24 protein-coding genes are annotated in these 24,093 nt (G+C 68.6%); 12 read left to right on the top strand and 12 right to left on the bottom strand.

Annotation, left to right across the window (positions count from 1 at the left end; genetic code table 11):
• Nucleotides 1-56 precede the first annotated feature (56 nt).
• The gene (locus ACOYR4_RS22125; RefSeq protein WP_422848075.1) at nucleotides 57-434 is read right to left on the bottom strand and encodes a DUF779 domain-containing protein; all 378 of its coding nucleotides are present in this window, start codon (nucleotides 432-434) and stop codon (nucleotides 57-59) included.
• A gap of 178 nt (nucleotides 435-612) precedes the next feature.
• On the bottom strand, nucleotides 613-2,136 hold the full coding sequence (locus ACOYR4_RS22120; protein ID WP_422848074.1) for an aldehyde dehydrogenase family protein: 1,524 nt from the start codon (nucleotides 2,134-2,136) through the stop codon (nucleotides 613-615).
• A gap of 313 nt (nucleotides 2,137-2,449) precedes the next feature.
• On the opposite strand from ACOYR4_RS22120, the gene ACOYR4_RS22115 reads away from it, so the two are divergent.
• Nucleotides 2,450-4,408 carry a sigma-54-dependent Fis family transcriptional regulator gene (locus tag ACOYR4_RS22115; RefSeq protein ID WP_422848073.1) on the top strand — a complete coding sequence of 653 codons (1,959 nt, stop codon included), beginning with the start codon at nucleotides 2,450-2,452 and terminating at the stop codon, nucleotides 4,406-4,408.
• A 123-nt stretch (nucleotides 4,409-4,531) separates the two neighbouring features.
• On the opposite strand, the gene ACOYR4_RS22110 is transcribed toward ACOYR4_RS22115, so the two are convergent.
• Together ACOYR4_RS22110 and ACOYR4_RS22105 are read right to left on the bottom strand one after the other, a co-directional pair.
• Nucleotides 4,532-5,917, bottom strand: a complete 1,386-nt coding sequence (locus tag ACOYR4_RS22110; protein ID WP_422848072.1) for an ATP-binding protein — start codon at nucleotides 5,915-5,917, stop codon at nucleotides 4,532-4,534.
• On the bottom strand, nucleotides 5,914-6,678 hold the full coding sequence (locus tag ACOYR4_RS22105; protein WP_110960821.1) for a response regulator: 765 nt from the start codon (nucleotides 6,676-6,678) through the stop codon (nucleotides 5,914-5,916). Before ACOYR4_RS22105 ends, ACOYR4_RS22110 begins: the two co-directional genes overlap by 4 nt.
• 257 nt (nucleotides 6,679-6,935) lie before the next feature.
• Here ACOYR4_RS22105 and ACOYR4_RS22100 point away from each other — a divergent pair, with 257 nt between their 5' ends.
• Nucleotides 6,936-7,508 (top strand): hypothetical protein, encoded by a 573-nt coding sequence (locus tag ACOYR4_RS22100; protein WP_422848071.1) that lies wholly within the window; start codon nucleotides 6,936-6,938, stop codon nucleotides 7,506-7,508.
• 37 nt (nucleotides 7,509-7,545) lie between these two features.
• Complete coding sequence (locus tag ACOYR4_RS22095) at nucleotides 7,546-8,529, top strand: alpha/beta hydrolase (protein ID WP_422848070.1); 984 nt, start codon at nucleotides 7,546-7,548, stop codon at nucleotides 8,527-8,529.
• A 6-nt stretch (nucleotides 8,530-8,535) separates the two neighbouring features.
• Here the strand turns inward: ACOYR4_RS22095 and ACOYR4_RS22090 are convergent, their stop codons facing one another.
• On the bottom strand, nucleotides 8,536-9,237 hold the full coding sequence (locus tag ACOYR4_RS22090) for an aspartate/glutamate racemase family protein (RefSeq protein WP_422848069.1): 702 nt from the start codon (nucleotides 9,235-9,237) through the stop codon (nucleotides 8,536-8,538).
• Nucleotides 9,238-9,313: 76 nt separating this feature from the next.
• Nucleotides 9,314-10,240 carry a LysR family transcriptional regulator gene (locus tag ACOYR4_RS22085; RefSeq protein ID WP_422848068.1) on the bottom strand — a complete coding sequence of 309 codons (927 nt, stop codon included), beginning with the start codon at nucleotides 10,238-10,240 and terminating at the stop codon, nucleotides 9,314-9,316.
• A 142-nt stretch (nucleotides 10,241-10,382) separates the two neighbouring features.
• On the opposite strand from ACOYR4_RS22085, the gene ACOYR4_RS22080 reads away from it, so the two are divergent.
• On the top strand, nucleotides 10,383-11,180 hold the full coding sequence (locus tag ACOYR4_RS22080; RefSeq protein ID WP_422848067.1) for an SDR family oxidoreductase: 798 nt from the start codon (nucleotides 10,383-10,385) through the stop codon (nucleotides 11,178-11,180).
• Nucleotides 11,181-11,208: 28 nt separating this feature from the next.
• Here ACOYR4_RS22080 and ACOYR4_RS22075 read toward each other — a convergent pair whose 3' ends face one another.
• A complete protein-coding gene (locus tag ACOYR4_RS22075) occupies nucleotides 11,209-11,994 on the bottom strand; it encodes an SDR family oxidoreductase (RefSeq protein WP_296337007.1) in 786 nt (261 codons plus the stop codon).
• A 230-nt stretch (nucleotides 11,995-12,224) separates the two neighbouring features.
• Here ACOYR4_RS22075 and ACOYR4_RS22070 point away from each other — a divergent pair, with 230 nt between their 5' ends.
• A complete protein-coding gene (locus tag ACOYR4_RS22070) occupies nucleotides 12,225-13,121 on the top strand; it encodes a LysR family transcriptional regulator (protein WP_060985223.1) in 897 nt (298 codons plus the stop codon).
• A 13-nt stretch (nucleotides 13,122-13,134) separates the two neighbouring features.
• On the opposite strand, the gene ACOYR4_RS22065 is transcribed toward ACOYR4_RS22070, so the two are convergent.
• Together ACOYR4_RS22065 and ACOYR4_RS22060 are read right to left on the bottom strand one after the other, a co-directional pair.
• Nucleotides 13,135-13,671 (bottom strand): hypothetical protein, encoded by a 537-nt coding sequence (locus tag ACOYR4_RS22065; protein WP_422848066.1) that lies wholly within the window; start codon nucleotides 13,669-13,671, stop codon nucleotides 13,135-13,137.
• A 49-nt stretch (nucleotides 13,672-13,720) separates the two neighbouring features.
• Nucleotides 13,721-14,449, bottom strand: a complete 729-nt coding sequence (locus ACOYR4_RS22060; RefSeq protein ID WP_422848065.1) for an NIPSNAP family protein — start codon at nucleotides 14,447-14,449, stop codon at nucleotides 13,721-13,723.
• A gap of 135 nt (nucleotides 14,450-14,584) precedes the next feature.
• Here ACOYR4_RS22060 and ACOYR4_RS22055 point away from each other — a divergent pair, with 135 nt between their 5' ends.
• The gene (locus ACOYR4_RS22055; protein WP_422848064.1) at nucleotides 14,585-15,565 is read left to right on the top strand and encodes a helix-turn-helix transcriptional regulator; all 981 of its coding nucleotides are present in this window, start codon (nucleotides 14,585-14,587) and stop codon (nucleotides 15,563-15,565) included.
• Nucleotides 15,566-15,576: 11 nt separating this feature from the next.
• On the opposite strand, the gene ACOYR4_RS22050 is transcribed toward ACOYR4_RS22055, so the two are convergent.
• Nucleotides 15,577-17,259, bottom strand: coding sequence for a methyl-accepting chemotaxis protein (locus tag ACOYR4_RS22050; protein ID WP_422848063.1), 1,683 nt, complete (start codon nucleotides 17,257-17,259; stop codon nucleotides 15,577-15,579).
• A 359-nt stretch (nucleotides 17,260-17,618) separates the two neighbouring features.
• Nucleotides 17,619-18,284 carry a TetR/AcrR family transcriptional regulator gene (locus ACOYR4_RS22045; RefSeq protein ID WP_209816876.1) on the bottom strand — a complete coding sequence of 222 codons (666 nt, stop codon included), beginning with the start codon at nucleotides 18,282-18,284 and terminating at the stop codon, nucleotides 17,619-17,621.
• 111 nt (nucleotides 18,285-18,395) lie between these two features.
• Here ACOYR4_RS22045 and ACOYR4_RS22040 point away from each other — a divergent pair, with 111 nt between their 5' ends.
• The 6 genes from ACOYR4_RS22040 (at nucleotide 18,396) to ACOYR4_RS22015 (ending at nucleotide 23,581) form a co-directional block, all read left to right on the top strand.
• A complete protein-coding gene (locus ACOYR4_RS22040; protein ID WP_422848062.1) occupies nucleotides 18,396-18,824 on the top strand; it encodes a VOC family protein in 429 nt (142 codons plus the stop codon).
• A gap of 44 nt (nucleotides 18,825-18,868) precedes the next feature.
• Entirely contained in the window at nucleotides 18,869-19,528 is a 660-nt protein-coding gene (locus ACOYR4_RS22035; RefSeq protein WP_422848061.1) for a glutathione S-transferase family protein, read from the top strand.
• A 33-nt stretch (nucleotides 19,529-19,561) separates the two neighbouring features.
• Nucleotides 19,562-20,050: a DUF1579 domain-containing protein gene (locus tag ACOYR4_RS22030; RefSeq protein ID WP_422848060.1), complete on the top strand. Its 489-nt coding sequence runs from the start codon at nucleotides 19,562-19,564 to the stop codon at nucleotides 20,048-20,050.
• A gap of 149 nt (nucleotides 20,051-20,199) precedes the next feature.
• Nucleotides 20,200-21,645 (top strand): MFS transporter, encoded by a 1,446-nt coding sequence (locus ACOYR4_RS22025; protein WP_422848059.1) that lies wholly within the window; start codon nucleotides 20,200-20,202, stop codon nucleotides 21,643-21,645.
• A gap of 227 nt (nucleotides 21,646-21,872) precedes the next feature.
• The gene (locus ACOYR4_RS22020; protein ID WP_422848058.1) at nucleotides 21,873-22,952 is read left to right on the top strand and encodes a pirin family protein; all 1,080 of its coding nucleotides are present in this window, start codon (nucleotides 21,873-21,875) and stop codon (nucleotides 22,950-22,952) included.
• A 152-nt stretch (nucleotides 22,953-23,104) separates the two neighbouring features.
• Entirely contained in the window at nucleotides 23,105-23,581 is a 477-nt protein-coding gene (locus ACOYR4_RS22015; RefSeq protein WP_060985498.1) for an FKBP-type peptidyl-prolyl cis-trans isomerase, read from the top strand.
• Between the two features lie 138 nt (nucleotides 23,582-23,719).
• Here ACOYR4_RS22015 and ACOYR4_RS22010 read toward each other — a convergent pair whose 3' ends face one another.
• Complete coding sequence (locus tag ACOYR4_RS22010) at nucleotides 23,720-24,025, bottom strand: hypothetical protein (protein WP_422848057.1); 306 nt, start codon at nucleotides 24,023-24,025, stop codon at nucleotides 23,720-23,722.
• Nucleotides 24,026-24,093 lie beyond the last annotated feature (68 nt).

The following is a 24,093-nucleotide window of genomic DNA, read 5'->3' as shown; positions in this document are numbered from 1 at the left end:
TATGCGCTGGAGCGGGCATGAAGGGGCGTCATGGAGGGCTGTATAGCCCCCGGCGTTCACGCCGCAGGCCCGGGTGCAATGCCCAGTTCGGCCAGCTCCGCGTCGGTGAACACCCGCGAGCGCGTGTGAAAGGCCTTGCCCTCCGGTCCCTCCAGCGAGAAGGTGCCGCCCGTACCCTCGATCACATCGATGATGAGCTGCGTGTGCTTCCAGGTCTCGTACTGCGCGCGCCCGATGTAGAACGGGCAGCCACCGATGTCGCCCAGGTACACGTCGCCCGCGCCCATCGTGATCTCGCCGGGCAGGTAGCAGTTGGCCGCGCTGTTGTCGCAGCAGCCGCCACTCTGGTGAAACATGAGCGCAGGGCCGTGCTTCTCTTGCAGAAAGGCCACCAGCTCCAGCGCGGCGGGGGTGGCGGTGACTTTTTCGACCATGGTTGTCTCCAGCGTGCAATGCAAAAACGCGGCCAGTTGGAACAACGAGCCGCATCCGTAGAAACGTTTCCAGCGGTCCACAAACCGTCCCTGGCCAGGCGTCTCCGTCGCAGACAGTGGCAGCGCCACGGCAGAACGGAGCAACGACGCCAGGGGCGGTTTTGGGACCGCCACCCCATCAGAAGAAGCCGAGCTTGTTTTCGCTGTAGCTAACCAGCAGGTTCTTGGTCTGTTGATAGTGGTCCAACATCATCTTGTGCGTCTCACGCCCAATGCCCGATTCCTTGTAGCCGCCAAACGCCGCATGCGCCGGGTACGCGTGGTAGCAGTTGGTCCACACCCGCCCGGCCTTGATGGCGCGGCCCATGCGGTAAGCCACATTGCCGTTGCGGCTCCACACACCGGCGCCCAGGCCGTACAGCGTGTCGTTGGCAATGGCCAGGGCTTCGGCCTCGTCCTTGAAGGTGGTCACGGCCAGCACGGGGCCGAAGATTTCTTCCTGGAAGATGCGCATCTTGTTGTGGCCCTTGAACAGCGTGGGCTGCACGTAGTAGCCGCCTTCCAGGTCGCCGCCCAGGTGGGCCTGGCCGCCACCGGCCAGCACTTCGGCGCCTTCCTGCTTGCCCAGGTCCAGGTAGCTCAAAATCTTGGTGAGCTGTTCCTTCGATGCCTGTGCGCCCATCATGCTGTCGGTGTCCAGCGGGTTCTGGTGCTTGATGGCGGCGACACGCTTGAGCACACGTTCCATGAACTTGTCGTAGATGCTTTCCTGAATGAGTGCGCGGCTGGGGCAGGTGCAGACCTCGCCCTGGTTGAACGCGAACAGCACCAGACCTTCAATCGCCTTGTCCAGGAAGGCATCGTCCTTGTCCATCACATCGGCAAAGAAGATGTTGGGGCTCTTGCCGCCCAGCTCCAGTGTGGCGGGGATGAGGTTGTTGGCTGCGGCCTGCGCAATCACGCGGCCGGTGCTGGTGGAGCCGGTGAAGGCAATCTTGGCAATGCGCTTGCTCTGCGCCAGCGGCATGCCGGCCTCGCGGCCGTAACCATTGACGATGTTCAGCACGCCGGGCGGCAGCAGGTCGGCAATCAGCTCGACCAGGATCAGGATAGAAATCGGCGTGGACTCTGCAGGCTTGAGCACCACGCAGTTGCCCGCGCCCAGCGCGGGTGCCAGCTTCCACGCAGCCATCAGGATGGGGAAGTTCCACGGAATGATCTGGCCCACCACGCCCAGCGGTTCCTGGATGTGGTACGCCACCGTGTTCTCGTCGATGTTGCTCAAGGCGCCTTCTTGCGCACGCACGCAGCCCGCAAAGTAGCGGAAGTGGTCCACGGTGAGCGGGATGTCGGCGTTCAGCGTCTCGCGGATGGCTTTGCCGTTGTCCACGGTTTCGGCGTAGGCCAAGCGCTCCAGGTTTTCTTCGATGCGGTTGGCGATCTTGAGCAGGATGTTGGCGCGCGTGGCCGCATCCGTCTTGCCCCAGGCGTCGGCCGCAGCGTGGGCGGCGTCCAGGGCCAGCTCGATGTCTTCGGCCGTGGAGCGCGCGGCCTGGGTGTAGACCTTGCCGCTCACGGGCGTGATGACATCAAAGTACTGGCCCTTGACGGGCGGCACGAATTTGCCGCCGATGAAGTTGTCGTAGCGGGGCTTGTAGGTGATCTTCGCGCCAGCGGCGCCGGGGGCTGCGTAAACGGTCATGGTGTTGTCTCCTGCGATGGTTGTGTGCATCGGGCGGGCTCTGTAGCGCCTGTCCGATGCCAACCCCTTACTCAAAACACATGCCAGCGGGCCTGGGCGCGCGAAGTGTTGATTTCATTGGATTTTTTCGGCCACCCAGTGCGGAAACCTGTCGCAACCGCCCGCACCCGGGTGTCCCGGGCCGCGACACCTGTCACGAAATGGAACAGTTGGCGCCCCGCTTGCGCCCACACCCTTGCCCCGCGCCGTCGAGCCCGCCATACTGGCCCACACACCACAAGCGGGCCGCCCTGAGCCCGCACGGAGACAAAGCGTGCGCCCCAACACCTCCCCCGTCGCCCTGCGACAGGCCCGCCAGCACCTGCTGGACTCTGGCCAGTGCCCCAGCGGCCTGGTGGACGAGCGCCTGGCGCGCTCCTGGTCGCGCAGCATGGCGGCCGGCCTGCTGCCCACCGGGCGGCCCCCCGCCATTGACCACCCCAGCAGCGGCACGCTGCGCCAGGTGCTGGCCAGCAACCCCGAACTGCTGGCGCATTCGCGGCCGGTGATGGAATACCTGTTCGAGCAAGTGCGCCACAGCCAGAGCGTGGTGGTGCTGGCCGACCGGCGCGGCATGCTGATGCACACGCTGGGCGACCCGCACTTTGTGGACAAGGCCGAGCGCGTGGCGCTGACCAGTGGCGCTTCCTGGCACGAGGCGCACCGGGGCACCAACGCCATCGGCACCGCCCTGGCCGAGGCCTGCGCGGTGGAGGTGCACGGCGGCGAGCATTTTCTGGAGCGCAACAACTTTCTCACCTGCGCGGCCTCGCCCATCCTGTCGGCCACCGGCGAGCTGCTGGGCATCCTCGACATCTCGGGCGACTACCGCAACGGCCACGCCCATGCGCTGGGCCTGGTCAGCACGGCCGCCCGCATGATTGAAAACCGCCTGCTGGCTGCCACCTGCAAACGCAACATCCGCCTGCACCTGCACAGCGCGCCCGAGGGCATTGGCAGTGTGGCCGAGGGCATCGTGGCCGTGTCGGCCGACGGCTGGATCGTGGGCGCCAACCGCGTGGCCCTGGCCCAGCTGGGCCTGCACGCGGGCGATGTGGGCGCCACCTTGCTGGAGCGGGTGCTGGACGTGCGGCTGGATGACCTGCTCTCGCACCACAAGCGCCGCCCCCAGCAGCCGCAGGCGTTGCGCACACTGCAGGGCGCCTTGCTATTTGCCCAGGTGCAGATGGACGCCGCCTGGGTGGCCATCCCCACACGGCCCTCCGCTGCGGCGGCCGCAGTGCCCCAGCAAGACGCACTGGCGTTGCTGGACACTGGCGACGCCCGCTGGCGCGCCGCTGCCGACAAGGCCCGCCGCGTGGTGGGCAAACCGATTGCGGTGCTGGTGCAGGGCGAGTCGGGCGTGGGCAAGGAGGTGTTTGCGCGTGCGCTGCATGCCAGCGGCCCGCGCCGCGATGCGCCGTTTGTGGCCATCAATTGCGCGGCCATCCCCGAGCACCTGATCGAATCCGAACTCTTCGGCCATGTGGCCGGTGCCTTCACCGGCGCGCGCAAGGAGGGCCACCTGGGCCGCCTGCGCGAGGCCCATGGCGGCACGCTGTTCCTTGACGAAATCGGCGACATGCCACTGGCCCTGCAGACCCGCCTGCTGCGCGTGCTGCAGGAGCGCAGCGTGACGCCCGTGGGTGCCAGCAAGGCCGTGCCGGTGGACTTTGCACTCGTCTGCGCCACGCACAACCAGCTCATGCAGGCGGCGGAACAGGGGCGCTTTCGGCAAGACCTGTATTACCGCATCAACGGCCTCACGGTGCAGCTGCCCGCACTGCGCGAGCGCAGCGACTTTGTGGCGCTGCTGCAGCGCCTGCTGGCCGACCTGGCGACGGAACAGGGCCTGGGTTTTGAGGTGCAGGTGGCGCCCGACCTGCTGGCCCGTCTGGCCGCCTACCCCTGGCCCGGCAACCTGCGCCAGCTGGCCAATGTGCTGCGCACCGCCTGCGCCATGCTGGCCGAGGGCGAAGACACCCTGGGCTGGGAGCACATGCCGGACGACCTGGTGCAGGCGCTGACGGCGGTGCCCGCCAGCCCGCGCAGCGATGCCGCAGCGGGCGCCAGTCTGGACGGCCTGCCCGCCAGCCTGAGCCTGCAGCAGCTGTCCCAGGCCGCCATCGACCAGGCGCTGCAGGCTGCGCGCGGCAACATGTCGCAGGCCGCGCGCCAGCTGGGCATCAGCCGCCAGACGCTGTACCGCAAGCTGAAGATGCCGGTGGCCTGAGGGTCTGCCGAACTCACTGGATTGCTACTAATTTGAGAGCTGCCGCCGCATATTGCACTAGCGCTTGCGGCACTTTTGGCTGAATTTTGAGGGTGCAGCGTGCCCTGGGCGTGCGCAGCGGCATCAGCCCCGCTCGCCCCGTGGCAACACCAGCCGCGCGCGCAGCCCCGCGCCCGGCGCACTGTGCAGCTCTAGCCGCCCGCCGTGGCTGCGCACCACACGCTCCACAATGGCCAGGCCCAGCCCCGCGCCCGGTGCGCCCGAACGTGCCGCGCCATCGCCGCGCGCAAAGGGCTGGCGGATGCGGTCCAGCTCTGCCGGGGCGATGCCGGGGCCCTGGTCCTGCACCTCCAGCCACACGCCGTCGGCATCGGCCCCCGTGCGCAGCAGCACCGGCGGTGTGCCGTGGCGCCAGGCGTTTTCCACCAGGTTGTCCAGCGCGCGGCGCAGGGCCTGCGGGCGCACCGGCACGTCGGGCAGGGTGCCCAGCGCAAGCCGCACGGTGCGCCCATGGTCGGCCTGCGCCTCGGCCACGGCCTGGGCCAGGTCGTTGAGCGACGCCGGGGTGGGCACCTCTGCCTCACCGCTGCGCGCAAACTGCAGAAACTGGCCCACGATGCCGTCCATCTCGTCGATGCTGCGGGCCATGCTCGCGGCCAGGGGGGCATCCACCTTCGCACCGGCAATCTCCACGCCCAGGCGCAGCTTGGTCAGCGGGGTGCGCAGGTCGTGCGACACACCGGCCAGCATCAGCGCCCGCTCCTGCTCGGCCGCGGCCAGGCTTTGCGCCATGTGGTTGAAGCTGCGGCCTACGGTGGCGATTTCTTCGGGCCCGTCCTCGGGCAGCGGCGCAGGGGTCTGGCCCTGCGCCAGCTGCCGGGCCGCCGCCACCACCTGGGCCAGCGGGCGGTTGATGTGCCGCTGCAGCCACCAGGCCCCCAGCAGCGCCAGCAGCATGCTGGCCAGCGTAGCGGCCAGCCAGGCGCCGGTGAATTCGCGCGTGGGGAACACGCTGGGTAGGTTCAGCCAATAGGTCTCCGCCCCCTCCGGCCCCTGGTGCACCACACGCAGGGCCAGCACGCCCGTGCTGTCGCGGCGCCACACGGGTTGTGATGGCTGTGATGCTGGTGTTGCCACGTCGTCCGCCCCCAGGCGGCGCGACACCGCCTGCACAAACTGCCGCTCCATGGGCGACAGCAGCGCACGCCGAACGGTGCTCTCCGCCGCTACGGGTGGGAGCGACCGCACCGCCTGCTGGTTGAAGGCCTCGACGAATGCGGCCCGCTCTGCCGGGGGCAGCGCCTGCAGCCCCGCGCGCAGCGCCCCCACGTTGCGCGCCACGCCATCGGCCACCTGCGCCACGCGGGGCTGAAAGATCATCTGCCGCACCAGCATGGCCGCCACCAGCTGGCCCAGCACGATCAGCACCGCCATCAGCAGCAGGTTGCGGCCCAGCAGGCTGCGCGGCCACCAGCCTCGGGTGGCCTGGGGTGTGGCGGAGGGCGTCATGGCTTGCCCCCGCCGCCCGGCGCTGCGCCATCGGGCACAAATAGATAGCCCACGCCCCACACGGTGCGGATGTGGCGCGGCTGTGCGGGGTCGGCCTCGATGAGCTTGCGCAGGCGCATCACCTGCACATCGATGCTGCGGTCGGTGGCGGTGTGGTCGGGGCCATAGGCCAGTGCGATGAGCCGGTCGCGGCCCAGGGGCCGGTGCGGTTGCTGTGCCAGCGCCTGCAGCAGCGCGAATTCGCCCGTGGTCAGGGGCACGTCCTGGGCGCCGTCGCCGTCGGCGCCCCCGTGGCGTTCCAGCCGGCGCTCATCCAGCCACAGCGTGAACGCGCCAAAATCGATACGCCCGCCCGTCTGGCGCGGCCCGGTGTGCGCCCCCAGCAGACGCTGGCGGCGCACCATGGCCTGGATGCGGGCCAGCAGCTCGCGCGGGTTGAAGGGCTTGGGCAGGTAGTCGTCGGCGCCCATCTCCAGGCCCACGATGCGGTCCACGGGGTCGCCCCTGGCCGTGAGCATCAGGATGGGGATGGTCTCGCCCTGCGCGCGCAGGCGGCGGCAGATGGCCAGGCCATCCTCGCCCGGCATCATCACGTCGAGCACCAGCACGTCAAAGCGCTCGCGCTGCAACAGCACATCGAGCGGGCCCGCACCATCGACCGTGCGCACGCTGTAGCCCTGGTCGCTCAGGTAGCGCTGCAGCAGCGCACGCAGGTCGGGTTCGTCATCGGCGACCAGGATCTTGGCCAGGGCTTCCGTCATGGGGCGGTGTAGGTGGATGGCAGTGGGTGGGTGCAGCCAAGGCTGCGTGCCAATGGTAGGGCCGAAAACACCGGGTGCCAGCGCGGGCAGGTGCCCCGGTGCATGACAACGCATGACAGGCCCCGGAGGTTTGTCATGCTTTGTCATACATCGTGCAGCGGGCGCCACAACTGGCTCATACCTGGCGGCCATAGTTCAGCTCATCGCAGCACCCTGCTGCTCCGTACCCCCTGTTCTGTTGCAAGGAGCCGGCCGCCATGTACCCTTCCGTCCCGACACCTCCCGCCCCCGTTGCCACCTGCCGCGCCATGCTGCTGGCCGCCTTGGCCGTGGCGGCACTGTTGCTTCTGGCAGCCAGCGATGCCAGCGCACGCAGCCGCCACACGGTGGAGCACAACGCCGATGGCAGCACCACCGCCCGCACCGCCGTGGTCCGCGCCGCGCCGGGCGGTGGGGGCGTGCTGCGCGGCCGCAGCGTGACCACCGACGGCCAGGGCCACGGCAGCGTGCGCAGCGGCGCCGCCGTGGCGGGCCCGAACGGCGCCACCGCTGTGCGCCAGGGCCAGAGCGCAAGGAATGCCGATGGCTCAGCCAGCCACAGCAGCGCCATGGCCGCCCAGGGCGACCGGGGAACGCTGCAGAGCACGGGCGCCGCCACGCGCAGCGCCGACGGCAGCGTGACCCAGGGCCGCACAACAACGGCCACCAGCGCCACCACCGGCAACAGCGTGCAGACCAGCAGCTCGTACAACGCGGACACCGGCCGCACCCGCAGCGCCAGCTGCTTTGACGCCAGCGGCGCCCCCATGGCCTGCCCAGCGCGGCCCTGATTCGTCACCTTCCATTCATTGAGCCAGGAGATCCCGCATGTCCCGTCCTTCCACTCCAATCTCCGCGTTCGCCTCCCTGCGCACAGGCCTGGGCGCAGCGCTGTGTGCGCTGGCCGCTGTGCTGATGACCCCACCCGCCCACGCCCAGCTGCGGGGGCTGGGGCCTTTCGCGCAGTTGCGGGACACCGCTGCGGCCTTGCCCGCCGGTGTGCAGCGCTTGGCCGATGTGCCCTATGGTGCGGACCCGCTGCAGCGCATGGATGTCTACCTGCCCGCCGCTGGCGGTGCCGCCAGCAGCGCTGCGGAGGCCAGCGGCACACGCGCTCCGGTGATCTTCATGGTGCATGGCGGCGCCTGGCGCACGGGCGACAAGGCCATGTCCAGCGTGGTGCAGGAGAAGGTGGCGCGCTGGGTGCCCAAGGGCTTTGTGTTCATCTCGGTGAACTACCGCCTGTACCCCGCCGTGAACGTGCTGCAGGAGGCGCAGGACGTGGCCATGGCACTGGCCGCCGCGCAAAGCCGTGCCGCCAGCTGGGGCGCCGATGCATCGCGGTTCATCCTGATGGGGCACTCGGCGGGCGCGCACTTGGTGTCGCTCATCAATGCATCGCCCACCCTGGCACAGCGCGAAGGGGCCTGGCCCTGGCTGGGCGCCGTGTCGCTGGACAGTGCGGCAATCAATGTGCCCGTGGTGATGACCGCGCCGCACTACCCGTTTTACGACGAGGTGATGGGCGCCAACCCGTTGTTCTGGGCCGCGGTGTCGCCGTACCACGCGCTGTCGGGCCCGGTGCCGCCGTTCCAGTTTGTCTGCTCCACCGAGCGCCCCGACCACCCATGCCTGCAGGCGCAGGGCATGGCCCGCCGCGTGCGCGACCTGGGCGGCCGCGCCGAGGTGCTGCCGCAGGAGCTGACCCATGGCGAGATCAACGCGCAGCTGGGCCTGGAAAGCGCCTACACGCGGGCCGTGGAGACCTTCATGGCGTCGCTGGATGCCGTGGTGGCGCAGCGGCTCAAGTAATTGCGTTCAGTCAACCTGCACGGCCCGGCGCAGCGCCGCACGGGCCAGCAGGCGGGTGGAGTCCAGTGTGGGCAGCGGGGAGTTGGCGTCGCTCAGGATCAGCGGGATTTCGGTGCAGCCCAGCACCACGGCATCGCAGCCTTCCTCGCGCTGCATGCGGGCGATGATCTGCTGGAACAGGGCCACGCCCTCAGGGCGAATGATGCCGGGCACCAGCTCGTCCATGATGATGCGGTTGATCTCGCTGCGCTCGGCCTCGGTGGGGCGCACCCATTGCAGGCCCTGGGCCTGCAGCGCATCGGGGTACACGCTGCTGTCCACCAGCCAGCGCGTGCCGGTCAGGGCCAGGCGCCGGTGGCCGCGCGCTGCCGCCTCGGCCGCCGCCACCTCGGCAATGTGCAGCCAGGGCAGCGGCGAGTGGGGCAGCACGCGGTCCATCGCCTGGTGGATGGTGTTGTCGGGGCAGATCAGAAAATCGGCGCCTGCTCGTGCCAGCTTGTGGGCGGAGGCGAGCATCAGATCAGCCACGCCTTGCAGGTCATTCCGGTCCAGGCAGTCCACATAGTCGGCCAGCGACGGTGTGTGCAGCGTCACCTCGGGGTGGGCATGCGGGCGGCCCAGCAGTGCAGCGCCTTCGGCGCACAGGGTGCGGTAACACAGGGCGGCCCCTTCGGCGGAGCAGCCCACGATGCCGATGTGTTGGGGCATGAATATGGTCCAGAGCGGTCGCAAAGGCCCATTATTGCCACCACGCTGCCGTGGCTCGGGCCCCATGCTGTGCCCGTCAGTCTCCGCGCACCCGCTGCGCAAACCCACGGGTGCTGAACTGCTCCACCACAAAGTCCACAAAGACGCGGGTGCGTGCGGGCAGCAGCTTCTTGCTGGGGTAGTACAGCGAGGTCGGCCCTGCATCGGCCCACCAGCCGGGCAGCACCCGCACCAGGTCGCCCCGCGCCAGCCAGGGCTGCGCAAACGGCATGGGTAGCACGGCCAGGCCCAGGCCCATCAGCGCGGCCTGGCACATGGCCTCGGGGTCGTCGAACACGATGCGCGGGCGCAGCTCCACGGGAGCCGCATCGCCGGCCTTGTTGCGCAGCGTGGTGACGTTGATGCGCCCGGTGCGGATGTTGCGCCGTGCAATGCCATCCCACTGCGCCAGGTCCGCAGGGTGGCGCGGCGCCCGCTTGCGGCCCTGCAGCAGCGCAGGCGCGGCCACGACCACCAGGTGGATGGGGCCCAGCGTGCGCGCCACCATGTCGGGGTTCAGGTTCAGGCCGCCGCCGATGCCGGCGTCAAAGCCCTCGCCGATCAAATCCACCTGCCGGTTCTCAAAGCGCCAGTCGGGCTGGATGGCTGGGTAGCGTCGCAGGAACTCGGTGAGCAGCGGCACCAGGTACGCACGGCCGAAGGCCTGGCCCATGCTGACCTTGAGCGTGCCCGCAGGCTGCTGCTCGGCCTCGGCCGCGTGGTCCACCGCATCGGCCAGGGCGGTGAGGGGCGGGCCCACTTGCGCCAGCAGGCGCTGCCCGCCCTCGGTGAGCGTGAGGCTGCGCGTGCTGCGCTGGAACAGCCGCACGCCCAGGCTGGCCTCCAGCCGCGCCACGTTCTTGCTCACGGCGGCGGGCGTCAGGCCCATGAGCCGTGCGGCGGCCGAAAAGCTGCCCGACTGGGCGGACTGCACAAACGATTCGAGGTGGCTGAGGGGCTGCATGGGGCGGTATTTTCAACCAAGGGTTGAAAGATATACAGCCCATTCATGGCTACCGGAGCATGAGTGAATTTCTGACACTGCAGGTCTTCGCGGTTCGGTGGCGAACCATTTTCTGCATGTACCTCGTTGGAGAAACAACACCATGTCTTCTGTGTCTGAAACATCCCCGGTCTCTGCTCCTTCATCCTCGGGCCGTCCACTGGTGGGCAAGGTCGCGCTCGTCACCGGCGGCGCGCGGGGCATTGGCGCGGCCATCGTGCGGCGTCTGGCGCGCGATGGCGCGGCCGTGGCCTTTACCTACAGCAACTCGGCAGCACCTGCGCAGGCGCTGGTGGCGGACATTGCGGCGAGCGGCGGCAAGGCGCTGGCCCTGCAGGCCGACAGCGCCGATGCCGTCGCCCTCACGCAGGCGGTGGACCGCGCCGCACGCGAGCTGGGCCGCCTGGACATCCTCGTCAACAACGCGGGTGTGGCCGTGGCGGGCGTGCTGGACAGCTTTGCGCTGGCCGACTTTGACCACACGCTCAATGTGAACGTGCGCGCCGTGTTTGTGGCCACCCAGGCCGCCGTGCGCCACATGGGCCAGGGCGGCGCCTATGGCCGCGTGATCACCATCGGCAGCACCAACTCCGACCGTGTGCCATGGGCCGGATTCAGCGTGTACGGCATGAGCAAGGCCGCCATCGTGGGCCTGACCAAGGGCCTGGCGCGCGACCTGGGCCCGCGTGGCATCACGGTGAACAACGTGCAGCCCGGCCCGGTCAACACCGACATGAACCCTGCCGACGGCCCCATGGCGGGCGACATGCACAGCCTGATGGCCCTGAACCGCCACGCCCACCCCGACGAGATCGCGGGCATGGTGGCTTATCTGGCGGGGCCGGAGTCGGGCATGGTGACGGGGGCTAGCTTGTTGATCGACGGCGGATTTGCGGCCTGAAGCACCGTGGACATCGCCCGGCGGACCGTCAGACCATGCCCCCATTGGCGCGCAGGGTCTGGCCGTTGATCCAGCCACCGTCTGGCCCCACCAGGAAGGACACTGCGCTGGCGATGTCCTGCGGCGTGCCCAGGCGCTGCAGCGGGCTGGCTTGGGCCAGGCGTTCGATGAGTTCGGGCGTTTTGCCGTCCAGGAACAGCTCCGTGGCGGTAGGTCCGGGCGCAACGGCATTGACGGTGATGTCCCGTCCGCGCAGTTCCTTGGCCAGGATCAGCGTCATGGTCTCCACCGCACTTTTGGTGGCGGCATAAACCGCATAGCCGGGCAACGCAGTGCCCACCACGCTGGTGGAGAAGTTGACGATGCGCCCGCCCGGCTGCAGGCGGCGCGCGGCCTCGCGCAGGGTGTGGAAGCTGCCTTTGAGGTTGATGGCCATCAGCCGGTCGAAGGTGGCGTCGTCCGTGTCCACCAGGTGGGGCGTGGTGGAGGGCATTACACCCGCGTTGTTCACCAGCACGTCGATGCGGCCAAAAGCCTGTTCCGCGCTGTCGAACAGCCGCTGCACGGCCTGGGAGTCGGCCACATCGGCCTGCACGGCCACTGCGTGTCCTCCTGCTTCCGCAATGCCCTGGACCACGGCCTGCGCGTCGGCGGCGCGGCCCGCGTAGTTGACCACCACACGCAGCCCGTCGCGCGCCAGGCGCTGGGCGATGGCGGCCCCAATGCCACGCGACGCGCCGGTGACAATGGCCACGCGTGCGTCGGCGGACATTGCGGCGGTAGTGGGTGTGGAGGGGGATGGCGTGGCGGACATGGCAAATCTCCTGCAGAAAGGGGTGAGAGTCCAGCGCCTGCATTGGATGTGGGCGCTGGCTTGCTGGCTGGCCTTCAGAACAGGTTCTGAGGCCATGACGGCATTGTTCTGTTGTTGTTTGAATGGATAAATACCTAAAATTGGCTTCACTATTCAGTCAATCAAAACAATAACCCCGGCTGCCGTCGTTGCGGCCCGCGCCGGGGAGCGGGCCCGGGAGGGGCCCCGCTATGGACCGCTTCCAATCCATGCAGCTGTTCACCCGCATCGTCGAGCTGGGCAGCTTCACGCGCGCCGCCGAGGACCTGCAGCTGCCGCGTGCCAGCGTCACGCTCGCCGTGCAGGACCTGGAAAAGCGCCTGGGCACGCGGCTTTTGCAACGCACCACGCGTCACGTCAGCACCACCCCGGATGGGCAGGCGTACTACGAGCGTTGCCAGCGCCTGCTGGCCGATCTGGAGGAGGCCGAGTCGGCTTTCGGTAGCGCCCTGCTCAAGCCCCGGGGCAAGCTGCGTGTGGACTTGCAGGGCACGCTGGCCCGCCACTTTGTGCTGCCACGCATTGGCGAATTCTGCGAGCGCTACCCCGATGTGGAACTGGAAATAGGCCTCGGCGATCGCCTGGTGGACCTGGTGCGCGAGGGCGTGGACTGTGTGCTGCGCGGTGGTGAGCTGCGCGACTCCACCATGGTGGCGCGGCGCGTGGCACTGTTGCAGCAGGTGACCTGCGCCAGCCGCGAGTACCTGCGCCGCCACGGAACGCCCACCACCGTGGATGCGCTGCGCGGGCACCAGGCCGTCAACTTCCTGTCGCAGCGCACGGGCAAGCCGCTGCCGTTCGACTTTCTCGTAGACGGCGTGGCGCGCAGCGTGCAGCTCAAGGGCCCGGTGGCCGTGAGCGATGCTGATGCGTACCACGCCTGCTGCGCCGCGCACCTGGGGCTCATCCAGGTGCCGCGCTATCACATCGCGCCTCGGCTGGCCGATGGCAGCCTGTGCGAGGTGCTGGCCGACTGCCGCCCGGCGCCCATGCCCGTGTCAGTGCTGTACCCGCACAGCCGGCAGCTCTCGCCCCGGGTGCGTGTGTTTGTGGACTGGTTGGCCCAGGTGATGCAAGACGCGCATTGACGGCCGCGTGCGCTCACACCGGCCGTGCAAACTCCATCACCCAGTTCACCTCCCAGGTCGCGCCGCCATCGTCCGAAAACGCCTGCTGCCAGCGCGGGGCGCCGGTGTGCATCTGCGACCACTCGAAGCGCACGCGCACCGGGCGGCCCTCGAACAGCTCCTCGCCTTCAAACAGGCCCACACCGCCCTGGAAGCCGCCCACCACGGGCGGCAGCAGCAGGCCGTTGGCCGGGTCCAGGCCGCCCGTGAGGTTGTCCAGCCAGTAGATGCTCCAGCGCTGCGTCACGGGGCTGAACACACGCAGTGCCATGCCCACGTAGCCGGGCTTCCATGCCAGCGGCGTGAAGTCGTCGAAGTTGCCGATGCCACCGGGCAATGGACGTGCGGTGCCCGTGGCGTCAAACACCTCCCAGTCGTGGCAGCCCGCGAGCCGGCGCACCAGCCGCGTGTTGCGAATGCGCCAGGGGCCCATGAGAAAGTCGAAGTCGCGCGCGGCGCTGGGCGCCACGGTGGGCGACGGGATGGGAGTGAGGCGGGCTGAGGTGGACATGGTGGGGCTCCGTGGTGGTTGATGCGTCAGGGGAGAGGTGTGCGGTGCGTCACGCATGCAGCGCCGAGCGCGCGGTGGGCTGCAGGCGGAGCACCTCGGGCTCCGCCGCCAGCCAGGGCGCAAGACCGGGCACCACGTCACGCGCCCAGACCCCGCTGTCGGTAAACGATGTCAGCGCAGCCTCGTCGCCAAACAGGGCCAGGCCCACCAGAACGGGTTCGCCTTCGCGTACCGGCAGGCGGGCAAACGTGTTGGGGCTGGGCTCGGTGCAGAACCAGGCGATCTGGCGCGCGCCACCGCGCTGCAGGGTGGGCGTCATGCGGTGGCGGCAGAAGTCCAGCAGTGGTGGTGTGGCGGGCTCACGCAACGGCAACACGGTGACCTGCAGGACGCCAGCGGTGGCACCCTGCGCGCCGGGCTGCGGCCTTGCATGGTGTGGCAGGGCCGCCGTGGCGCCGGGCCAGGCCGGGCGAAGCAGGTGCACGTTGTCCGAATCGATCATGGTTGCATTGGCGGCGTGGCGGTGCGCTGCCCACACGGGTCCGCCATAAAAGCCCTCCAGCGCGCGGTGGCGCGCCGGCATGTCGGCAAAGCCACGCAGCCAGACGAACTGGTCGGGCCGGTCCAGGTCGCGGAACTGGCCCAGCACGCGCATGCCCTGCGCCTCCTGGGTTTCAACAAACTCCCGGTCAAACAGGTTGATGAGCACTTCGCGCTGCTGGGGATGCAAGGTGTACTGGCGCAGTTCGACGATGGCGTGGGGATCGGTGGTGGGCATGGGGGCTCCTGAAAAGGTGGGGGGCAAGAAGGCGAAGACAGGGTTCCAGTGTGTGCCGCTATACCTGCCAAACCATGGCAGGTATTTGCGATATCTTTGGCCTTCTGTTTTTTTGCACCACCCCTGCCAAAGCCCATGCGCGCCAGCCGTTTGTTGTCACTCCAGATGCTGCTGGAAACGCGCGGCCGCATGAGCGCGCAGGCGCTGGCCGAGGCGCTGGAGGTGTCGGTGCGCACGCTGTACCGCGATGTGGACCAGCTCAGCGCTGCGGGCGTGCCCATCTATGCCGAGCGGGGGCGCCATGGTGGCTTTGCGCTGCTGCCGGGCTGGAAGACCACGCTCACAGGCCTCACGCCGTCGGAGGCGCAGGCCGTTTTCTTGAGCGGCCTGCCCGGCCCTGCGCAGGACCTGGGTCTGGGCGGCGATGTCGCGGGCGCGCGTCTGAAGCTGCTGGCCGCACTGCCCGCCGCCTGGCGCGACGACGCGCAGCGTGTCAGCACCCGCCTGCACCTGGACCCGGTGGACTGGTACCGCGAGAGCGACCCCACACCGCACCTGCCCACCGTGGCGGCCGCCGTGTGGAGCGGCCACCAGATCACCCTGCGCTACGAGGGCTGGGCGCGCACGGCAGAGCGCACCGTGAGCCCGCTGGGCCTGGTGCTGAAAGCGGGCGTGTGGTACCTGGTGGCTTTGCCTATGGGAGCCGACGCGCGCGGGCCACGCACCTACCGGGTGTCGAACATCCTCGCGGCCACGACGCTCGACCAACCGGCCAAACGCCCCGCACGCTTTGACCTGCCCAGCTATTGGGCTGCGTCGATCCGGCGTTTTGAGTCAGGCCTGTACACGGGCGAGGCCGCACTGCTGGCGACACCCGAAGGGCTGCGGGGCCTGCGCGCGCTCAGCAGCGCGGTGGCGCGTGCGGTGGCTGCCGCTCCACCGTCGCGCCGCAAGGATGGCCGCACGTCCGTGACGATCCCCATCGAGTCGGTGGAGCATGCCTGTGGGCAGCTGATGCGGCTGTCGCCGCAGGTGGAGGTGCTGCGGCCCGTGGCATTGCGCCGCGCGCTGGTGGCACGGGTGCAGGCCACCGCGCGGCTGTACGGCGCGCTGTAGCGGTGCCCTGACTAAGCGGCGGTGAGCGCCTTGGGGAACGGAGCCCGAACGCCCTGGGGCTGCATCTTCACGGCGCCTGGCCGCTGCTGCGGCGGGCGCTGCACATCTGCCACGGTGCGCACGGGCTCTTCCACGCGGAACACCGCCACCGATTCCACCAGGCCATGGGCCTGCTGGTTCAGTGTGTGGGCGGCGGCGGCCATCTGTTCCACCAGCGCTGCGTTTTGCTGGGTGGACTGGTCGAGCTCGGCCACTGCGTTGCCGATCTGCCCGATGCCTGCGCTCTGTTCGCGCGTGGCGGCGCTGATTTCACCGATCAGGTCGGCCACGCGGTTCACCTCGCCCACGATCTCGGTCATGGCGGAGCCTGCCGTGTGCGCCAGTGCCGACCCTGTCTCCACCTTCTCCACGCTGGCCTCGATGAGCGACTTGATTTCCTTGGCCGCTTGCGCGCTGCGCTGGGCCAGCGTGCGCACTTCGCTCGCCACCACCGCAAAGCCCCGGCCCTGCTCTCCGGCACGGGCGGCTTCCACGGCAGCGTTCAGCGCCAGGATGTTGGTCTGGAACGCAATGCTGTCGATCACGCCGATGATGTCGCCAATGCGGCGTGAGCTGGTGGTGATGTCGTCCATGGTGCTGACCACCCGCGCCACCACCGTGCCGCCGTGTTCTGCGGCCTCTCGCGCCGCCGATGCAAGCTGGGCCGCTTGTTGCGCGGTGTCGGCGTTCTGCTGCACCGTGGCGGTCATTTCTTCCATGGAGGCTGCGCTTTGCTGCAGGTTGCCGGACTGCTGCTCTGTGCGGTGCGACAGGTCTGCATTGCCCGTCGCAATCTCCTGGGAACCCGCCTCAATGGTCGTGGCCGATGCGCGCACGCGCCCCACGATGCTGGCCAGCGCGACCTGCATGTCCCCCAGCGACGCGAGCACACTGTCGGCGGGCGCTGTGGCGCTGCCGGACACGGTGCCCAGGTCGCCCGACGCAACGCGCCGTGCGGCGGCGCTGAGCTGCACCGGGTCTGCGCCCAGAGAGCGCATGAGGCTGCGGTTGATGAGCGCAGCCAGCGCCGTGGCCGCCAGGATCGACACCACGGTGGCCAGGATGAGCAGGAGGCGCTTGTTGCCGAACTTTTCGGCCGCGTGGCTGATTTCCTGGTCTGCGGAGGCCGCCACGGCTTGCGTGTAGGCAGACGTGGTGCTGATCAGCTGCTTGAGCAGTGGCTGGCATTCGGCATTCATCTTGGCGATCGCTTCGTCCTTCTTGCCGTCCCGTGCCAGGCCCACGATGGCCAGCGCCACGGGCCCGTAGCTGCGCTCGATGGTTTGCAGTTGCTCGAACAGCTCGCGCTCCCTCGCGGGCACCTGTGCGGCGTTGGCCACGGCCTGGCGCAGTTCTGACATCTTGGTCTGTACGCGCTCGTGAGCGGCCGTCACGGCCAAGGTCTCTGCCTGCAGGTCTGCCGCGCTGGTCAGCAGGATCAGGTTGCGGGCCGCAATGGCACGTGCATTGGCGGCTGCCTGGATGTCGCGCGCCAGGCCACCCCGGTGGAATTCATTGCCCACGAAGCGCTGGAAGTCTTCGCGCGCGTCGCCCAGGCTGCGCAGCGACAGGAGGGCAACGGCGATCAATATCGCGATCAATACAGAAAAGGCAAACGCCAGCTTTTGGGTGACGGTTTTTTGGTGGAAAGCCATGGAAAGTCCGGGTGGGTGTCATGCACGGCCGAGGTGCCGTCTGACCGGCTGGCAAACGGGTGCCAGCCAGAGGATGGGTGATGCGCGCAGTGCGTTGTAACCGTGCGTATCAATTTGTGAATTGTCGGTCACAGAGCGCCACGGCCGTGTAGGCCAAGTTCGACAACCTGCGCCGCCACAGGGAATCCGTCCTTGTTACAAATCAGCGAATGGGAATCCGTGCTAAGGGATGAAAGGGGGGCCACCCCGGCCCGCCCACGCGAATGCGCGCCGGAGTGGGGCGACCGATACTGCTGGCAACGGAGCCGCGAGCCAGGGCCATGCAGGGCCTGTGGGTGGGGCCTGGTGAGGCCGCGCGCTTACAGCCCCCGTTCCACCATGTCCAGCAGGCGCTGGCCCAGCAGGTCCAGCATCGGCTGGGGCGTGCCGCGCAGCGGTCCGTCGATGGCGAGCAGCGCCATGCCGTGCACGGTGGACCAGGCCAGGTATTCAGCGCCTGGGCGGCGCGCGGACGGCAGGGCGCCAGCGGTTACCAGGTCGTCCAGCGCGGCGCTCAGGTGCTGGAAGGGGTTGAGCCCTGTGGCGCCGCCCATGGCCGGGTCGGGCGTTTGCTGCACCGTGAAGCGGCCGCCGAAAGCGGTGCGAAAGAGCCCGGTCTCGGCGTGCGCGAACCGCAGGTAGCCCGCACCCACGGCGCGCACCTTGGCATGGGCCCGCTCGGCGGGCGTGCCAGTGGTGGGCACCAGGGCCAGCTCGGCCTCCATCGACCGCGCGGCGGCTGCCACAGCCGCGGCGCGCACGGCACCCAGCAGGTCGTCGCGGTTGGCGAAATGGCGGTAGGCCGCATTGGGCGCCACCCCCGCACGGCGCGTGGCCTCGCGCAGCACCACGGCATCGGGCCCGCCCTGGCGCGCCAGTTCAATGCCCGCGTCCAGCAGCGCGCGGTGCAAATCCCCGTGGCGATAGGTGCTGCGTGCGGCAGGTGTGCGGGAGGGGGCGGCCTTGTTGCGGGTGCTTACGGTCATGGATCGTTTGGATGTGGACACTGTCCATTATCTTTGCTATTGTTTGTGGACGGTGTTCACAATTGCGCGTCGAGGTGTTCACTGGCCCGCCAACCCTCCCGAGGAGATCCCATGAAAGTCGAGTCCTACCTGATGTTCGAAGGCCGCTGCGATGAAGCGCTGGAGTTCTACCGCCGCGCCCTAGGCGCCCAAGTCACCATGCTCATGCGCTACAAGGACAACCCCGAGCCCGCCGCTGGCGAGGGCTGCGCCGATGGCAGCGGACCGGGCCCCAAGCCCGAGATGGTCATGCACGCCTCGTTCACCGTGGGCGACACGCAGATCATGGCGTCGGATGGCATGGGCTCGGGCCACGCCAGCTTCCAGGGCATCTCGCTGGCGCTGAGCCCTGCCAATGCAGCCGATGCCAAACGCTATTTCGATGCGCTGGCTGATGGCGGCAAGGTGCAGATGCCGCTGACCAAGACCTTTTTCTCGCAGGCGTTTGGCATGGTGGCCGACCGCTTTGGCGTGCCCTGGATGGTGGTGGCTCCCGAATGAGTGCGACCCCCGCCAACCACACCGACCCACACACAGGACCCCGCATGCTCGCCCTCTACGGCCACCCTTTTTCCTCCTACACCCAGAAGGTGCTGATCGCGCTGTACGAGAACGGCACACCGTTTGAGCTGCTCAATCTCGACCCCGCTGAGCCCGTCAGCCATTCCGCCGACTGGTTGCGCCACTGGCCGCTGGCCAAGTTTCCGGTGCTGGTGGACGGCGACCACACGGTGGTGGAAAGCAGCATCGTGATCGAGCACCTGCAGCTCGCGCACCCGGGGCCTGTGCCGCTGATTCCAGCCGACCCCCGGGCGGCACTGGACGTGCGATTCATGGACCGCTTCTTTGACCTGCACATGATGGCCCCGGTGCAGCACGCGGTGAATGCCGCGCTGACCGGCAGCGCCGAGCGCAAGGCAGAAGGCGTGGCCTGGGCTGCGGAGAAGCTGGAGAAAGCCTACGCCTGGCTGGAGGGCATGTGGGCAGGGCGCACCTGGGCGGCGGGCGAGCCGTTCTCGCTGGCCGACTGCGCTGCGGCGCCCTCGCTGTTCTATGCCGACTGGACGCACCCCATCGCGGCCACCTACCCGCAGCTGCGCGCGTACCGTGCCCGGCTGCTGGCACGCCCCTCGTTTGCACGCGCGGTGGAAGGCGGGCGCCCCTACCGCCATTACTTTCCGCTCGGTGCGCCCGACCGCGACTGAGCAGCGTCCGCACCACGGCACCAGGAGACTCCGATGATGAATCCCGAACCCCACGCCATGCATCGCTGGCTGCAGCAGCTGCTGGGCGACTGGACCTGCGAATCCCTGGCCGACATGGGCCCGGGCGACCCCCCCGCGCAAAGCCGGGGCACCGAGCAAGTGCGCGCGCTGGGCAGCCTGTGGGTGCTCTGCGAAGGGGTGGGCTTCATGCCCGGTGGGGGCGGCGAGGCCCGCATGCTGATGACGCTGGGCTACGACCCGGACCAGCAGGCGTTTGTCGGCACCTGGGTGGGCTCGATGATGACCCACCTGTGGGTGTACCGTGGCACGCTTGATGCGGACCAGAAGGTGCTGACGCTGGAGACCGAAGGCCCCAGCTTCAAGAACGATGGCGCCACCATGCGCTACCGGGACGTGATCACCCTGGTCACCACCAACGAGCGCACGCTCACCTCATTCGGCCAGCAGCCGGACGGCAGCTGGAAGCAGTTCATGCAAGCCAAGTACACGAGAACCCCCTGAGCCGCTGCGCGGTTTCCCCCTGGAGGGGGACGCACCCGTTGGACTGGCGGAGCCAGCTCCACAGGCGCACTGGCATGGCACTCCGCCAGCCGCAAGTGCAACGCGCGTGACACACTGCGCTGTCCATCTCTTCTGATTTCCGCTGTCCCATGACCCTCCGCATCGAAGGCCGCGCACGCTGGCCCGCACTCATCCTGCTGTGCCTGGGCGAGCTGATGATCGTGCTCGACACCACCATCGTGAATGTCGCGCTGCCCAGCATCAAGGCCGACCTGGGCTTCACCGAAACCTCGCTGGTGTGGGTGGTCAACGCCTACATGCTTACCTTTGGCGGCTGCCTGCTGCTGGGTGGGCGCCTGGGCGATCTGTACGGCCACCGGCGGCTGTTCCTGGCGGGCATCACGCTGTTCACCGCGGCATCGCTGGCCTGCGGGCTGGCGAATACGCAGGGGTTGCTGGTGGCGGCGCGTGCGGTGCAGGGCGTGGGCGGCGCGGTGGTGTCGGCCGTGGCGTTGTCGCTCATCATGAATCTGTTCACCGAGCCCGGCGAGCGTGCGCGCGCCATGGGTGTCTATGGCTTTGTGTGCGCCGGCGGCGGAAGCATTGGCGTGCTGCTGGGTGGCGTGCTCACCAGCGCGTTGAGCTGGCACTGGATCTTTCTGGTCAACATCCCCGTGGGCGTGGCCATCTACCTGGCCTGCCTGGCGCTGTTGCCGGGCGGCAAGGGGCAGGCGCACGGGCAGCGGCTGGACGTGGCGGGCGCCGTCACCATCACCGCGTCGCTGATGCTGGCGGTGTACGCCATCGTCAACGGCAACGCGGCGGGCTGGACCTCGTTGCAGTCGCTGGGGCTGCTGGGGGCTGCGGCGGCGCTGCTGGCAGCCTTTTTGTTCATCGAGTCGCATGTGGCCGCGCCGCTGGTGCCCCTGCCGCTGCTGCGGTTGCGCAACCTGGCCATCTCCAACGTGGTGGGCGTGCTGTGGGCGGCGTCGATGTTTGCGTGGTTCTTCCTGTCGGCGCTGTACATGCAGCTGGTGCTGGGCTATGACGCGATGCAGGTGGGCCTGGCGTTTTTGCCGTCCAACCTCATCATGGCGGGCTGCTCGCTGGGGCTGTCGGCCTGGGTGGTGATGCGTTTTGGCATTTGCCGCACGCTGGGCTGGGGGCTGCTGCTGGCGGCGGTGGGCCTGGCCCTGTTTGCGCTGGCACCCACCGAGGGGCGCTTTGTCATCCACGTGCTGCCCGGCATGCTGCTGCTGGGCGTGGGCGCCGGCATTGCGCTCAACCCGCTGCTGCTGGCCGCCATGGGCGATGTGAAGCCCGAAGACTCGGGGCTGGCCTCGGGGGTGGTGAACACCGCGTTCATGATGGGCGGTGCGTTGGGGCTCGCCATCCTGGCCAGTCTGGCCGATGCGCGCACCGACCACCTGCGTCAGGCCGGGGCCAGTGTGCAGCAGGCGCTCAATGCGGGCTACCAGCTGGCATTCTGGGTGTCGGCGCTGTGTGCGCTGGTGGCGGCTGCGCTGGGCGGCTTCGTGTTGCGCCCGGCATCGCCGCCCTCAGCCGCTGCGCCTTCCCATCCGGGTGCCGTGTGAGAAGAAGGTTTGCTATCTAGTTGATAGCTGCTCAGGCATGTTGCACTAGCGCATGCGGCCGATTTTGCTTGAAATGGTGGCGCAAGCTGTGTGCGCACACTGTGCGGCACTGTCCTGTACGCCGCACCGCACTGTTCCACCCAGCGCACTTCTGAAAGCAGCCTCAGGCCTTATCTTTGGCAGGCGTGCTGCCCGATAGCCGGTGGCGCAAACCCAAGGAGCCCTTGATGTCGTCCTCCCCCACCGTGTCTTCGTCGGCCGCCAGCCAGCCCGTTGTGCAGGCCCAGGCGCTGGGTCCGCTGTGGCCCACGATGGACCCGTTCCTGTTCTGCGCCCACCATGACGACGCCTATCCCGCCGGCAACGGCGCGTTTGCGCCCGCCGTGTCGCTGGAAGGCCGCCAGATCGGCAGCGACTTCAGTCGCAAGGACGGCTGGAGCATGTACCACGGCGACACCGTGCCTGGCTTTCCGGGCCACCCGCACCGGGGCTTTGAAACCGTCACCCTCGTGCGCAAGGGCCTCATCGACCATTCCGACTCGCTGGGCGCCGCCGCGCGCTTTGGCGGGGGCGATGTGCAGTGGGTCACGGCGGGCAAGGGCATTGTCCATTCAGAGATGTTCCCCTTGCTCAACGCCACCGAGCCCAACCCGCTGGAGCTGTTCCAGATCTGGCTGAACCTGCCCGCGAAGAACAAGATGGTGGAGCCCCACTTCACCATGCTGTGGAACGAGCGCATTCCGCGCCTGGTGCACAACGACGACGCGGGCCGTGCCACCACGGTGACCGTGGTGGCGGGCGCCCTGCCCGGCGCGCCCGCGCCCCTGTCGCCGCCACCCGAGTCCTGGGCTTCGCAGCCCGAGGGCGATGTGGCCATCTGGACGCTGCGCATGGACCCCGGCGCGCAGTGGACGCTGCCCGCCGCGCGCGGCCAGGGCACGCGCCGCATGCTGTACTTCTTTGTGGGCGACAGCCTGCGCGTGGGCCCGCAGGACGTGGGCCAGCACGCTGCACTGGAGCTGTTGGCCGGGCAAGACTGGCTGCTGACCAACACCGGCGCCACGCCGCTGGAATGCCTGCTGCTGCAAGGCCAGCCCATCGCCGAGCCCGTGGCGCAGTACGGCCCGTTTGTGATGAACACGCAGGCCGAGATCATGCAGGCGATGAACGACTACCGCCGCACCCAGTTTGGCGGCTGGCCCTGGCCCGACCAGGACCCGGTGCATGGCACCGAGGCGCGGCGTTTTGCGCGCTACCCCGGCCAGACGGAGGAAGAACGCCCGGCCGAGGCCCCGGTGGGCGCATAGGGCTGCTCACTCAGCCCCGAACGAGGCGCCCGGCATGCCACCGGGCGCCTCGTGGACAATCCAGGGTTTCGTTCTGACCCGCGCGGCGGCTGGTGGCATACCCCTGCCAGCCCCGCGCCGATTCTTCACCGCCTGAAAGCGCAAGCACCACCATGGCCACCACCATCACCAAAGACTCCGCCGTCACCATCACCTACAAGGTCACCACGCCCCAGGGCAAGCCGCTGGATGCGGGGCATCTGTCGTACCTGCACGGCGGCTACGAGAACATCTTCCCCAAGGTCGAAGCCGCACTCGATGGCCAGGCCGTGGGCTTCAGCACCACGCTGCAGCTGGCGGTGGAAGACGCCTTTGGTGCGCGCGATGAAAGCCTGGTGCGCACCATTCCCAAAAGCGAGTTCCCGCCCGGCGTGAAGGTCGGTGGCCAGCTGCAGGGCGTGGGCAACGACGGCCAGCCCGCCGTGTTCAACGTGGTCAAGATCAAGGGCCCCGAAGTACACCTGGACGGCAACCATCCGCTGGCAGGCCAGGCGTTGACCTTCAGCTGCAAGGTCACCGAAGTGCGCGCGGCCAGCCCCGAAGAAATTGCGCACCGCCATGTGCATGGTGCCCACGGCCACCATCATTGATGGCAGCTCGCCAGCCTGAGGCTGGCGACGCATGCTGACCTTGGAAGTCCAGGCTTCTGCCCAGCGGGCAGGGGCGGATGCTTAGGCACAAAAAAAGCCCGCATTGCGGGCTTTTTTTGTGGGGCACAGCGTCGTGAATTACTTGGCGGCTTCAGGCTTGGCGGCGTCGGCCTTTTTCTCTGCCGCTGCCTTGGTCTTCTTGGCCTTTGTCTTCTTCGCCGCCTTCTTTTCGGCAGGGGCCGATGCGGGGGCTGCGGCGGGCATTGCTGCAGGCTTGGCCTCGGCGGCTGGGGCCGCTGGGGTGGCGGGCGCGGCCGGTGTGGCAGGGGTCGCTGGTGCAGCGGCCTTCGCGGGCGCTGCTGGTGTTGCGGGAGCCGCAGGGGCCTGGGCAAACGATGCGGTCGCAAAGAAACCAGCGAGCAGGGCAGCGAGGAGCTTGTTCATGAGAAATCCTTTCAGATCGGATAACCGCCCGACACAGCGTCGGACTTAGCTATGCAACGGCCCTCGCC

Origin of the sequence: Acidovorax sp. M14 (assembly GCF_049331375.1) — a bacterium.
Lineage (GTDB): Bacteria > Pseudomonadota > Gammaproteobacteria > Burkholderiales > Burkholderiaceae_C > Acidovorax.
This window is presented reverse-complemented; position numbering and strand designations above follow the sequence as displayed.